General features: G+C 71.4%; 11 protein-coding genes. 3 read left to right on the top strand and 8 right to left on the bottom strand.

The window, feature by feature from the left end; genetic code table 11:
- Nucleotides 1–55: 55 nt before the first annotated feature.
- From ACWDEN_RS08645 to ACWDEN_RS08660, 4 genes are all read right to left on the bottom strand, one after another.
- The gene (locus tag ACWDEN_RS08645) at nucleotides 56–2,251 is read right to left on the bottom strand and encodes a SpoIIE family protein phosphatase (RefSeq protein WP_450858107.1); all 2,196 of its coding nucleotides are present in this window, start codon (nucleotides 2,249–2,251) and stop codon (nucleotides 56–58) included.
- A gap of 304 nt (nucleotides 2,252–2,555) precedes the next feature.
- Nucleotides 2,556–3,272, bottom strand: coding sequence for a cytidylyl-2-hydroxypropylphosphonate hydrolase (fomD, locus tag ACWDEN_RS08650; RefSeq protein ID WP_450858109.1), 717 nt, complete (start codon nucleotides 3,270–3,272; stop codon nucleotides 2,556–2,558).
- An 82-nt stretch (nucleotides 3,273–3,354) separates the two neighbouring features.
- Nucleotides 3,355–4,746 carry a class II fumarate hydratase gene (locus ACWDEN_RS08655; RefSeq protein WP_351611870.1) on the bottom strand — a complete coding sequence of 464 codons (1,392 nt, stop codon included), beginning with the start codon at nucleotides 4,744–4,746 and terminating at the stop codon, nucleotides 3,355–3,357.
- A 287-nt stretch (nucleotides 4,747–5,033) separates the two neighbouring features.
- Nucleotides 5,034–6,704, bottom strand: a complete 1,671-nt coding sequence (locus ACWDEN_RS08660; RefSeq protein ID WP_450858111.1) for a fumarate hydratase — start codon at nucleotides 6,702–6,704, stop codon at nucleotides 5,034–5,036.
- A 167-nt stretch (nucleotides 6,705–6,871) separates the two neighbouring features.
- On the opposite strand from ACWDEN_RS08660, the gene ACWDEN_RS08665 reads away from it, so the two are divergent.
- On the top strand, nucleotides 6,872–7,591 hold the full coding sequence (locus ACWDEN_RS08665; protein ID WP_351611874.1) for a DUF1707 SHOCT-like domain-containing protein: 720 nt from the start codon (nucleotides 6,872–6,874) through the stop codon (nucleotides 7,589–7,591).
- A gap of 175 nt (nucleotides 7,592–7,766) precedes the next feature.
- Nucleotides 7,767–8,144, top strand: coding sequence for a WhiB family transcriptional regulator (locus tag ACWDEN_RS08670; protein WP_228625931.1), 378 nt, complete (start codon nucleotides 7,767–7,769; stop codon nucleotides 8,142–8,144).
- 65 nt (nucleotides 8,145–8,209) lie between these two features.
- Here ACWDEN_RS08670 and glpX read toward each other — a convergent pair whose 3' ends face one another.
- Nucleotides 8,210–9,244 (bottom strand): class II fructose-bisphosphatase, encoded by a 1,035-nt coding sequence (gene glpX / locus ACWDEN_RS08675; RefSeq protein ID WP_351611877.1) that lies wholly within the window; start codon nucleotides 9,242–9,244, stop codon nucleotides 8,210–8,212.
- 127 nt (nucleotides 9,245–9,371) lie between these two features.
- Between glpX and ACWDEN_RS08680 the strand changes: the two genes are divergently transcribed.
- Nucleotides 9,372–9,899: a DUF4245 domain-containing protein gene (locus tag ACWDEN_RS08680; RefSeq protein ID WP_351611880.1), complete on the top strand. Its 528-nt coding sequence runs from the start codon at nucleotides 9,372–9,374 to the stop codon at nucleotides 9,897–9,899.
- Nucleotides 9,900–9,964: 65 nt separating this feature from the next.
- On the opposite strand, the gene ACWDEN_RS08685 is transcribed toward ACWDEN_RS08680, so the two are convergent.
- From ACWDEN_RS08685 to xseA, 3 genes are all read right to left on the bottom strand, one after another.
- Nucleotides 9,965–10,555, bottom strand: a complete 591-nt coding sequence (locus ACWDEN_RS08685; RefSeq protein ID WP_351611883.1) for a malonic semialdehyde reductase — start codon at nucleotides 10,553–10,555, stop codon at nucleotides 9,965–9,967.
- Nucleotides 10,556–10,699: 144 nt separating this feature from the next.
- Nucleotides 10,700–10,939, bottom strand: coding sequence for an exodeoxyribonuclease VII small subunit (locus ACWDEN_RS08690; protein ID WP_351611886.1), 240 nt, complete (start codon nucleotides 10,937–10,939; stop codon nucleotides 10,700–10,702).
- Nucleotides 10,936–12,144: an exodeoxyribonuclease VII large subunit gene (gene xseA, locus ACWDEN_RS08695; protein WP_450858115.1), complete on the bottom strand. Its 1,209-nt coding sequence runs from the start codon at nucleotides 12,142–12,144 to the stop codon at nucleotides 10,936–10,938. The genes ACWDEN_RS08690 and xseA overlap by 4 nt, the downstream gene beginning before the upstream one ends.
- Nucleotides 12,145–12,244: the final 100 nt, after the last annotated feature.

A 12,244-nucleotide genomic window follows, 5' to 3' on the forward strand; every position in this document is an offset into this window, starting at 1 on the left:
CACACGAAGGGCGCCCGGGGACTCCCCGGGCGCCCTTGGCGCAGGTACGGCTCGCTCAGCCCCGGTTCAGCTCGAACCACACCACCTTGCCGGTGCTCAGCCGGGTCGCGCCCCAGCGCCGGGCCAGCTTGTTGACCAGGTACAGGCCGCGCCCGCCCTCGTCCGTGGCCCGGGCCTGGCGCAGCCGCGGCAGCTGCGGCACATCGTCGCCGACCTCGCAGCGCAGCACGTCCGTGCGCAGCAGCCGCAGCGTCACCGGCCGGGACGCGTACCGCACGGCGTTCGTCACGACCTCGCTGACCAGCAGCTCCACCGAGTCCGACAGGTCCTCCAGGTCCCAGCGGGCGAGCGCGCGCCGGGCCAGCCGGCGGGCCTGGCCGGGGGCCGTCTCCTCCGGCTCCAGCCGCCAGTACGCGACATCGCTCGGCGCGATCCCGTCGAAACGGGCCGCGAGCAGCGCGATGTCGTCGTCCCGGTCCCCCGGCCCGAGCATGTCCAGCACCTCGTCGCACAGGGCTTCCAGCGGCGGCGGATGGTCCGGCCCGGTCAACTGGGCGGTCGCGGCGAGCTTTTCCCGCAGCTGCTCTATGCCGGTCCACACGTCCCGCAGCCGGGACTCCACCAGCCCGTCGGTGTAGAGGAGCAGCGTGGCCCCGGCGGGCGCGTCCAGCTCGACGGCCTCGAAGTCGACCCCTCCGACCCCGATCGGCGCGCCCGGCGGTACCCGCAGCACCTCGGCCCGCCCGCCCAGGTGCAGCAGCACGGGCGGCGGATGGCCGGCGTTGGCGATGGTGATGCGGTGGGTGACCGGGTCGTAGACGGCGTACAGGCAGGTCGCCATGCGGTCCGTGCCGAGCCGCTGCGCCTGCTCGTCCAGGTGGTGCAGCACCTCCTGCGGCGGCAGATCGAGCCCGGCCAGGGTCTGCGCGGTGGTGCGCAGCTGGCCCATGATCGCCGCCGAGGTCATGGAGTGCCCCATGACGTCACCGACCACCAGCGCGACCCGGCTGCCCGGCAGCGGAATCGCGTCGTACCAGTCGCCGCCGACCCGCGCGGTCTCCGCCGCCGGCAGATACCGCGACGCCAGCCGTACACCCGTCGGGCGGGGCAGGGTCTCGGGCAGCATGGTGCGCTGCAGCTCGTCGGCGATGTACGCCTCCCGGCCGTACAGCACCGCCTTGTCGATGCCGAGCGCGCTGTGCGTGGCCAGCTGGGCCGCCACCAGCAGGTCGTCGCCCTCGAACGCCAGCCGCTCCGGGCGGCGCAGGAACAGCGCCGCGCCGATCACCCGGCGCCGGCCGCGCAACGGCGCGAGGATCGCGTGCTGCCCGGACGGTACGACCGTCTCGGCGCAGTCGCCGAGCAGCTCGGGCAGCGCGGCCCGGGCGGCGGGCGCGTCCGCGAACACCGGCCGCACCCCGCGCAGCACCTCGTTCAGCGCGCCCCCGGGGCGCACCTCGCACAGCTCGGTGGTGAGCGAGGACAGCTCGGCCAGCGCGCTCGGCTCCGGCTCGGGGTCGAAGGCCGGGGGCAGCAGCACCCCCTCGGTGTCCCGGTCCTCCGGAATCCGGTCGGTACGGCGCAGCCGCAGCACCACCGGACCGGTGGGCCGCTCGTCGCCGACCGGCAGCGGATCGCGCAGATAGACCAGGATCGCGTCCGAGAACGTCGGCACGGTCGCCCGGCACAGGCCCATCACGATCTCGTCCAGATCGAGGCCGCGCGCGATCCGCCGGGTGGCCGCGCCCACGAATCTCAGCCGGTCGCCGTCGCGCCGCATCGGCATCGGCCGGCCCGGCGGCAGACCGCGCCCGGTACGGCGCTCCTGACCGCCCGGCGTGCGGTCCGCCGTCCGCTCCTGCTCGGCGCCGGGCTGCGGCGGGATGGCCTCCGGCCCGGGACGCGGGGGGACGGCCTCCGACGCCGGTCGCGGCGGGACGGCATCAGGCGCGGGCCGCGGGCGGTGTGCGCCGGGCTCGGTGGTCGCGGGCTGGGAGTGCTCGGGGCCGTTGACTGGGGGCTCCTTCCCCTTGCCGACCGGGGATTGCGTCCCCCTGCCGTCCTTTCCCTGGCCACAGGGCGTGGCCGTACCCGGTCCGCAGGACGCTCCCTCCGCCCGGGCCTGCGCCGGTAAGGCCGGGGTGGTGGCGGGCTTCGGGGTACGCAGGAGCGCCCCGCGGCCCTCCGCGGGGTCGGCGCCCTGGGGGCGCTCGAAGGAGGTGGGCTGCTCCGTCACGCGTGTCGCATCCATCCGTACGGCACTGCGCGCCGGGCGCGCAGTTGCTCCCGCAGAAGTCCCGATACCCGCAATACGTGCCCCAGGAACGGAATTCCCGCGTGCTCAGAGGTGGTTCCTGTGCCCTGGTGCCCCTCGCTCACGTGCTGCCGCCCCTCGGTGACGATCGGTCAAGCTCTGCGCATGCTCCCGGAGTTGCACTTCTGCTCCCATCCGCCACCCGACCACCACCCCTCAACGACAGTGCCGCGCACTGACTCTGATTATCCGTTTGCGGACGACGATCCTACGTTTCCTGCCCGGGGGCGCATCAAGGGTCTCATGAGGACACGTGCGCGGGCGTATGGTCCCAGTCCTCGGGGAGAGAAGGTACCTCCCAGGACGGATCCGGGCGCCAGTGCTGCCAGCCGTCCGAGAACGGCGCCCCCCAGGCCTCGATCACCTCGACCGCCTCCCGCCCGGCCGCCCGGACCCGCTCGGCGGTGGCCTCGTTCATCAGCCCGTCCCGCTGGGCCTGCGCGAACTCGTCCTCGTCGCGCCAGTGCCAGCTGCGGTCGGGGTGCACGGAGATGTCCAGGAAGTAGTCCTCGGAGTCCACCCCGCCCGCCCAACGGGCCAGCGGCTGCTCGAGGTTGACGTACCAGTTCTTGAACCGCCAGCCCGGCTCCCAGAACAGCCACACCGACCAGGGCCGGCCGGGCTGGGCCAGCTTCAGCACGCCCGTGCCGAACCAGCGGTCCCGCTGCACCGAGCGCGGCTTGGTGTAGCGGGACCGGAGCGGCTCCAGGTGCACGGGTGTGCCGTCGGCGAGGACCGGCTTCACGCACTCGGTGCCGGGGGCCATCCACACGGCGAGCAGGTCGGCGTCGTCGCGTACGACGGTGACGGGCCGCGCGATGTGGATGTGCGCGCCGGCGTTCTCCCGGTAGCGCCACAGGATCTGGGTCCCGGTGCTCCAGCGGGTCGCCGGTCCCGGGTCCGTCGTGTGCGCCGCGTCCGCCGTGTCCACGTGTGTCGTCGCTCCGTCGTCCGTCATGGACAGATATTAGGTGCCGCAGGCATACGACGCTGCGGTGCACGTCACGGTTCCGGCGGTGGCCGAAAAGGTTCGCTCGCGGCTAGGGACGTGTCATCCGCAGCACGTCCAGCGCCTCGTCGAGCTGCTCCAGGGTGAGGTCGCCGCGCTCGATGTACCCGCCCTCCAGCACGACTTGCCGGATCGTCCTGCGCTCCGCGAGGGACTTCTTGGCGACCTTCGCGGCCTCCTCGTAGCCGATGTACTTGTTGAGCGGGGTGACCACGGAGGGGGACGACTCGGCGTACTCGCGCGCCCGTTCACGGTCGGCGGTGATGCCGTCCACGGTCCGGTCGGCCAGCAGCCGGGAGACGTTGGCGAGCAGCCGGACGGATTCGAGCACGTTCCTGGCGATGAGCGGCAGCATGACGTTCAGCTCGAAGTTGCCGGAGGCGCCGGCGGTGGCGATGGCCGCGTCGTTGCCGGTCACCTGGGCGGCCACCATCAGTACGGCCTCGGGGATCACCGGGTTGACCTTGCCCGGCATGATGGACGACCCCGGCTGCAGGTCGGGCAGCCGGATCTCGGCGAGCCCGGTGCGCGGCCCGGACGCCATCCACCGCAGGTCATTGGCGATCTTCGTCAGCCCGACCGCGATGGTCCTGAGCTGCCCGCTGGTCTCCACGATCCCGTCCCGGGCGCCCTGCGCCTCGAAGTGGTCGCGGGCCTCGGTCAGCGGCAGCCCGGTGACCCGGGCGACCTCCTGGATGACGGCGGCGGAGAAGCCGGGCGGGGTGTTGATGCCGGTGCCGACGGCGGTGCCGCCGAGGGGGAGTTCGGCGAGGCGGGGCAGGGAGGCGCGCAGCCGCTCGACGCCGTACCGGATCTGGGCCGCGTATCCGCCGAACTCCTGGCCGAGCGTCACGGGAGTGGCGTCCATCAGGTGGGTCCGCCCGGACTTCACGACATCGGCGAACTCCTCGGACTTGCGGGTCAGGGAGGCGGCGAGGTGCTCGAGGGCGGGGATCAGGTCATGGGTGACGGCAGCGGTGGCGGCGATGTGGATGGAGGAGGGGAAGACGTCGTTGGAGGACTGGGAGGCGTTGACGTGGTCGTTCGGGTGCACGTCCCGGCCGAGCCGCTCACTGGCGAGGGTGGCGATGACCTCGTTGGTGTTCATGTTCGACGAGGTGCCGGAGCCGGTCTGGAAGACGTCGATGGGGAAGTGCTCGTCCCACTGTCCCCGCGCGACTTCGGCGGCCGCCTCCTGGATCGCCTGGGCGGTCTCCTTATCGACCACGCCGAGCTGCGCGTTCACCTTGGCGGCGGCGCCCTTGATCCGGGCCAGGGCCTCGATGTGGGCGCGCTCCAGGCGCTGGCCCGAGATGGGGAAGTTCTCGACGGCACGCTGGGTCTGGGCGCGCCACTTGGCGGTGGCGGGCACGCGGACCTCGCCCATGGAGTCGTGCTCGATGCGGTAGTCGCTGTCGCTCATGGCAGCTATAGCGATCGGGCCCACGGGGTTGTTCCCCGTCGTTACGCTGAGTGAGCGATGTCTCCGCCGACGTGAACGTCGGCTGCGGGGCCGGGTCCTGGAAGAACTCGTTCGGCTTGTTCGTCCGGCGGCACCAGCCGGCCTGTCCGGTGCTTGAGGGCGGGGCCTTTCGGACGGAACGGGGTCCGGGGCGGAGTCCTCCGGGCGGGGTCGAAAAGGCGCGGTCCCTGGGGATGGGACGGGTAGGGGCGGCGGGGGCGAGACGAGTCCGCGCCGCCCCGGAGCCACTACGCCAGTCCGGGACCCCGCACCGGGATCGACGTGAACGTCGGCTGCGGGGCCGGGTCCTGGAAGAAGTCGTTGCCCTTGTCGTCCACGACGATGAACGCCGGGAAGTCCTCGACCTCGATCTTCCAGACGGCCTCCATGCCCAGCTCCTCGTACTCCAGGACCTCGACCTTCTTGATGCAGTCCTGGGCGAGACGGGCGGCCGGGCCGCCGATGGAGCCGAGGTAGAAGCCGCCGTGCGCGGCACACGCGTCGGTGACCTGCTTGCTGCGGTTGCCCTTGGCGAGCATCACCCTGGAGCCGCCCACCGCCTGGAACTGCTCCACGTAGGAGTCCATGCGGCCGGCCGTCGTCGGGCCGAAGGAACCGGAGGCGTAGCCCTCGGGGGTCTTCGCCGGGCCCGCGTAGTACACCGGGTGGTCCTTCAGGTATTGCGGCATCTCCTCGCCCGCGTCGAGCCGCTCCTTGATCTTGGCGTGCGCGATGTCGCGGGCCACGACCAGCGGGCCGGTCAGGGAGAGGCGGGTCTTGACCGGGTACTTGGTCAGCTCGGCGAGGATCGTGTCCATCGGCTGGTTGAGGTCGATCCTGACCACGTCGGAGGACTCGTCGAGGTGCTCGTCGGTCGTCTCCGGCAGGAAGCGCGCCGGGTCGGTCTCCAGCTGCTCCAGGAAGACGCCCTCGGCGGTGATCTTCGCGACGGCCTGGCGGTCGGCCGAGCAGGAGACGGCGATGGCGACCGGGCAGGACGCGCCGTGCCGGGGGAGGCGGACCACGCGGACGTCGTGGCAGAAGTACTTGCCGCCGAACTGGGCGCCGATGCCGATCTTCTGGGTCAGCTCGAAGACCTTCTGCTCGAGCTCCTTGTCCCGGAAGCCGTGTCCCAGCTCCGAGCCCTCCGCCGGGATCTCGTCCAGGTAGTGCGCGGAGGCGTACTTCGCGGTCTTCAGCGCGTACTCGGCGCTCGTGCCGCCGACGACGATCGCCAGGTGGTACGGCGGGCAGGCGGCCGTACCGAGCGAACGGATCTTCTCCTCCAGGAACCGCATCATGGAGGCCTCGTTCAGGACGGCCTTCGTCTCCTGGTAGAGGAACGACTTGTTGGCCGAGCCGCCGCCCTTGGCCATGAACAGGAACTTGTAGGCGCCGCCGTCGGTCGCGTACAGCTCGATCTGGGCCGGGAGGTTGGAGCCGGTGTTCTTCTCCTCCCACATGGTGAGCGGGGCCATCTGCGAGTAGCGCAGGTTCAGCTTGGTGTAGGCGTCGTAGATGCCGTGCGAGAGGTGCTTCTCGTCCTCACCTTCGGTGAGGACGTTCTGGCCGCGCTTGCCCATGACGATCGCCGTGCCGGTGTCCTGGCACATCGGGAGCACGCCCGCCGCTGCGATGTTCGCGTTCTTCAGCAGGTCCAGGGCGACGAACTTGTCGTTGCCGGACGCCTCCGGGTCGTCGATGATCCGGCGCAGCTGGGCGAGGTGGGCGGGGCGCAGGTAGTGCTGGATGTCGTGGACGGCCTCCTCGGCCAGCTTGCGCAGCGCCTCCGGCTCCACCTTGAGGAACGTCCGCCCGTCCGGGCCCTCGACGGTGGAGACGCCCTCGGACGTCACCAGCCGGTACGGGGTGGTGTCCTCTCCCTGGGGGAGCAGATCGGTGTACGCGAACTCAGGCATCTCAGCCCATTCCTCACTCTGACGGACGGCGCCCGCCGACGCTGGCGGGCCTCACCAGCGTAGAACCTGCCGCCGACACGAAACCTGTGAGGTAAGGCTCAGTTCGACACGCCGGGGTTTTCCACAGCCCCTAGTCGCGATCTATCGCGTTTCGGTACGCTGTCCGCGTGGACCTTCAGAAGCACACCGACGCACCTGTCGCCGAGCTGCGTGCCTCGGACGCCGACCGTGACCGCATCGCCGAGATCCTCCGAGAGGCCCTGGCCGAGGGCCGGCTGACCGCCGACGAGCACGCCGAGCGGGTCGAGGGCGTCCTCGCCGCCAAGACGGTGGGCGAGCTGGAGGTCTTCATCCGGGACCTGCCGGCCGCGCACCAGCGCCCCGCCGCCGGTGCCTATGCGCCCGTCCCGCCCCGGCCCACCCCGGGCGCGATCCCGCAGGAGGCCGACGCCAACGTTGTCGCCGTGTTCAGCAGCGCCGTGCGCCGGGGCCGCTGGCGCGCCGGGCGCCGGATCCACGCGTACTCGGTCTTCGGCAGCGTCGAGATCGACCTCAGCGAGGCGATCTTCGAGTATCAGCAGGTCGTGATCAAGGCCGTCTCGGTCTTCGGCGACGTCCAGATCCGCGTCCCGGAGAACGTGTCGCTGCGCGGCACCGGAGGCGGCGTCCTCGGCAACTTCGAGGTGGACACGCTGGACTCGGTCGAGTCCGACGCGCCGGTCGTCTACGTCGACGGCTGGGCCGTACTCGGCAATGTCGAGGCACGCCCCAGGCGGGGCAAGCGCGTGGCGGACATCCTGGACCGGGTGCAGAGCAAGGTCGACCGGAAGCTGGAGCGGGTCCAGGACAAGGTCGACCGGAAGCTGCGCAAACACCTGGGGCGCTGACGGTCGCGAATGCGCCGTTGAGCGGAAGGTTCCGCTCCTCCTGTGCGGCCCGGTGGGGGCGTGAACGAGCCGCCCGCGCGCCTGCGACTGGGAACGCTGTGCATAGGCGCGCGCACAGCGGGTAGGGCTTGCTGCATCGTCTCTCGCTCGCGAAGCCGTCGTCAGGAGTAGACCCGTGCTGCAACCGCCGCATTCGTCCCTGCAGGTAGCTGCCCTTCCGGCGCAGCGGGTGCCAGCGCGAGACAGGGACCAAGACGCTCCCTGGCACACCGAGGCGGTGTGCCGGCGCGACGAGGCGGGCCTGTTCTTCGCCCCGTCGAAGGAGCCGACCGCCGCCCGGCTGTCCCGCGAGGAGGCGGCCAAGCGCGTCTGCGCCCGCTGCCCGGTGATGGTCGAGTGCCGCGAACACGCCCTCCTGCAGCCCGAGCCGTACGGCGTCTGGGGCGGCCTCACGGCGGCGGAGCGCCGCGTGGTCCTGGCGCGAAGGCGCCGTCGGGAGATGGAGCTGAAGAAGGCGGCACGGGCGACGGCGGCCAACCGCATAGCGGGTTAGGACACTGAAGAGGGAGCGCCCCCGCCGCACCGGGGGCGCCTTTCCCTGAGTGGCGCGGGCGGGCGCTACTTCGCCCGGTCGAAGTCGATCGCGCTGTAGGCCCGCAGCTTGGCGAGCCGGTGCTCGGAGTAGATCCTGCGCACGGTCCCCGACTTCGACCGCATCACGATCGACTCGGTCAGCGCGGTCTCCGACCGGTACTGGACGCCCCGCAGCAGCTCACCGTCGGTGATCCCGGTCGCGACGAAGAAGACGTTCTCCCCGGACACCAGGTCGTCGGTCGTCAGAACGCGGTCCAGGTCGTGCCCGGCGTCGATGGCCCGCGCACGCTCCTCGTCGTCCTTGGGCCACAGCTTGCCCTGAATCGTCCCGCCCAGGCACTTCACGGCGCAGGCCGAGATGATGCCCTCCGGCGTACCGCCGATGCCGAGCAGCAGGTCGACGCCCGTGCCCTCGCGCAGCGCGTAGATGGAGCCCGCCACGTCACCGTCGGAGATCAGCTTGATGCGCGCGCCGGCCTCGCGGACCTCCCTGATCAGCCCCTCGTGCCGCGGCCGGTCGAGGATGACGACCGTCACGTCCTCGGGCGTGGCCTTCTTCGCCTTGGCGATCCGCTTGATGTTCACGGCCACGGGCGCGTCGATGTCGACGAACTCGGCGGCCTCGGGGCCGGTGACCAGTTTGTCCATGTAGAACACGGCGGACGGGTCGAACATGGCGCCCCGCTCGGCCGCCGCGAGGACGGCGATCGCGTTGGGCATGCCCTTGGCGGTCAGGGTGGTGCCGTCGATCGGGTCGACCGCGATGTCGACCTCGGGACCGGTGCCGTCGCCCACGTGCTCCCCGTTGAAGAGCATCGGGGCCTCGTCCTTCTCGCCCTCGCCGATGACGACGACGCCGTTCATCGACACGGTGGAGACGAGGGTCCGCATGGCGCGCACCGCGGCACCGTCGGCGCCGTTCTTGTCGCCGCGCCCCACCCAGCGGCCGGCGGCCATGGCGGCGGCTTCGGTCACCCGGACGAGTTCCAGGGCGAGGTTGCGGTCGGGAGCCTCGGAGGGAACATCGAGCTCGGACGGCAAGTGATGATTTTCGGTCATCGGAGCGCACCTTTCTGATACGACGACGGCCGGATGAGGGTGTTGGCCCCGACTCTATCGTTAGGCAGACAAAATGAGCAGGGGACCCCACGGATGAGCGCTTGGGGTACCTGCGACGATAGAGGGCGTGGCAGGTTCGAACGGCAAGCAGAAGACGGCCCGGGACATGATTCTCTCCCTGGCCCTGATCGGCATCGCGGCGGCGGTCGTCTACTTCCTCACCATCCCGCACGACGATCACGCTCCCGACCTCAAGCGGGTCGACTACCAGGTCGAACTGCTCACGGCCCGTCGCGCGGCGAGCTACCCGGTGGCCGCCCCCGAGGGCCTGCCGAGTACCTGGAAAGCGACCTCCGTACGCTTCCAGGGCGAGAACGGCGACCGCTGGCACCTGGGCCTGCAGACCCCGGACAGCCAGTATGTGCAGATCGAGCAGTCCACGCAGAAGCGGGCCGACTTCATCGACCAGGCCAGCCAGGGCGCGTCGGCGACGAAGAACACCGAGACGATCGGCGGCCGCACCTGGACCCGCTACACAGGCGGCCGCTACGACGCCCTCGTCCTGAACGGCACGCCCGGCTCCACCACGGTGGTGGCCGGTACGGCGTCCTTCGCGGAGCTGACGAAGGTGGCGGCGGCGCTGAAGATGCAGTGAGCCACGCAGGGCATGCGAAGAGGCCCCCGGCGGTGCCGGGGGCCTCTTCGTGTGTCCGGTGCGTCTCAGACGGTCGTGACGACGTCGTCGTACGCCAGGCGCGGCGAGCGCGGGAACCAGGCGTCCGGACCCGGCCTGCCGATGTTGACCACCATCAGCGGGGTGTGGTCGTCGTCCAGGAACTCCTTGCGGACGCCCTCGAAGTCGAGGCCGGTCATCGGGCCGGCGGCGAGACCCGCGGCACGGACGCCGATGATGAAGTAGGCGGCCTGCAGGGCGGCGTTCAGCGCGGCGGCGCCCTCACGGGCCGGACGCTCGCCGAAGAAGAGGTCCTTGGCCTGCGGGAAGTGCGGGAAGAGGGTCGGCAGCTCCTCGTGGAACTCGTTGTCCGCGGAGAGGATCGCGACCAGCGGGGCGGTGGCCGTCTTCGGCTGGTTGCCCTCGGCCATGTGCTGCACCAGGCGCTCGCGGGCCTCGGCGGAGCGGACCAGGGTGATGCGCAGCGGGCTCTGGTTGAAGGCGGTGGGGCCGTACTTGACCAGGTCGTAGATCGCCTGGACCTGCTCGTCGGTCACCGGCTCGTCGGTGAAGGTGTTCGCGGTGCGGGCCTCGCGGAACAGCAGGTCCTGGGCGGCGGGGTCAAGAACGAGAGACATGCGTGGACTTCCTAGGTGGCGCCGGGATCCGACGTACCGGACCGTGGTCCGGATCGGCTGACAGACATGACCCTACGCCAATGAAGTTCAACCTTCAACAAAGCTCGGGATGCGGTGACCCGCTTCACAGCCCACGGTCCACGCCTACCCGGCGTCCCCCTCCTCTCCCTCCTCCTCGTGCTCCTCCTCGGCCAGCGCCGCGTCCAGCCGGGCCCGCGCCCCCTCCAGCCAACGGCGGCACACCTTGGCCAGCTCCTCGCCGCGCTCCCACAGCGCCAGGGACTCCTCGAGCGTCGTACCGCCCGCCTCCAGTCGCCGTACGACCTCGATCAGCTCGTCCCGCGCCTGCTCATAGGAGAGCGCCTCGTCCACCTTGCCGGTCATTCGCCTACCTTCACTGTGAATTCGCCGTCGGCGACGCGGGCCCGGAGCGCCTCGCCTTCCGTCACCTCGTCCGGACCGCGCACCACGTGCCCGTCCGCCTTCTGCAGCACCGCGTACCCGCGCTTGAGCGTCGCCGCGGGGGAGAGGGCCACCACGCGCGCGTGCGTGTGCCCCAGCTCCGAGTCCGCGCGGTCGAGGAGATGGCCGAGGGTCCGCCGGCTCCGCCCGACCAGGGAGGCCACGTGGTCGGCGCGCTCGTCGATCATCCGGTGCGGATCCTCTATCGAGGGGCGGGCCAGCGCGTGCGCCAGGCCGCGCTCCTCCCGCTCCAGATACGCGTGCACACAGCGCCGCGCCCGGTCCCGCAGCATCCGCACCCGCTCGAACTCCTCGCCCACGTCCGGCACGACCTTCTTGGCCGCGTCGGTGGGCGTGGAGGCGCGCAGGTCGGCGACGTAGTCCAGCAGCGGGTTGTCGGGCTCGTGGCCGATGGCGGACACGACGGGCGTACGGCACTCGGCCACGGCCCGCACCAGCTGCTCGTCGGAGAAGGGCAACAGATCCTCGACGCTGCCACCCCCACGGGCGACGATGATGACGTCCACGTCCTCGGTCTCGTCCAGCTCCTTCACCGCCTGCACGACCTGCGGGACGGCGTGCACGCCCTGCACCGGCACGTTGCGCACCTCGAAGCGGACGGCGGGCCAGCGATGGCGGGCGTTCTCCAGCACGTCCCGCTCCGCGGCGGAGGCGCGCCCGCAGACCAGGCCGATCAGCTGCGGCAGAAAGGGCAGCGGCTTCTTCCGCTCCGGCGCGAACAGCCCCTCGGCCGCCAGCGCCTTCTTCAGCTGCTCCAGCCGGGCCAGCAGCTCACCGACGCCGACGGGCCTTATCTCGGCGGCGCGCAGGGACAGCTGGCCACGCGGGGCATACCACTCCGGCTTCGCCAGTACGACGACCCGGGCGCCCTCCCCGACGACATCGGCGACGGCGTCGAACACCTGCCGGTAGCAGGTCACGCTCACGGAGATGTCGTACGACGGGTCGCGCAGCGTCAGGAACACGACCCCGGCGCCGGGCCGCCGCGACAACTGCGTGATCTGCCCCTCGACCCACACCGCACCCAGCCGATCGATCCAGCCCCCGATCAGCCGGGAGACCTCGCCCACGGGCAGGGGGGCTTCGGGGGTGGTTTTCGCAGCCATGCGGTTGAGGGTAACGGGGGGCACCGACAGCGGAGCGCCGCTGCCCTTGCGGCCCGCCACCGGGCGCGACTCCGCCGTGGCGGCCGCAGGGCCCGCGCGG

This window comes from Streptomyces sp. NPDC001153, assembly GCF_053598315.1.

Bases quoted from the DNA above. Each gene is read 5' to 3' on its own strand.
- ACWDEN_RS08690 (WP_351611886.1), bottom strand. From the start codon at position 10,939: ATGACCGGCAAGGTGGACGAGGCGCTCTCCTATGAGCAGGCGCGGGAC.
- ACWDEN_RS08645 (WP_450858107.1), bottom strand. From the start codon at position 2,251: ATGGATGCGACACGCGTGACGGAGCAGCCCACCTCCTTCGAGCGCCCC.
- fomD (WP_450858109.1), bottom strand. From the start codon at position 3,272: ATGACGGACGACGGAGCGACGACACACGTGGACACGGCGGACGCGGCG.
- ACWDEN_RS08685 (WP_351611883.1), bottom strand. From the start codon at position 10,555: ATGTCTCTCGTTCTTGACCCCGCCGCCCAGGACCTGCTGTTCCGCGAG.
- xseA (WP_450858115.1), bottom strand. From the start codon at position 12,144: ATGGCTGCGAAAACCACCCCCGAAGCCCCCCTGCCCGTGGGCGAGGTC.
- ACWDEN_RS08660 (WP_450858111.1), bottom strand. From the start codon at position 6,704: ATGCCTGAGTTCGCGTACACCGATCTGCTCCCCCAGGGAGAGGACACC.
- ACWDEN_RS08655 (WP_351611870.1), bottom strand. From the start codon at position 4,746: ATGAGCGACAGCGACTACCGCATCGAGCACGACTCCATGGGCGAGGTC.
- glpX (WP_351611877.1), bottom strand. From the start codon at position 9,244: ATGACCGAAAATCATCACTTGCCGTCCGAGCTCGATGTTCCCTCCGAG.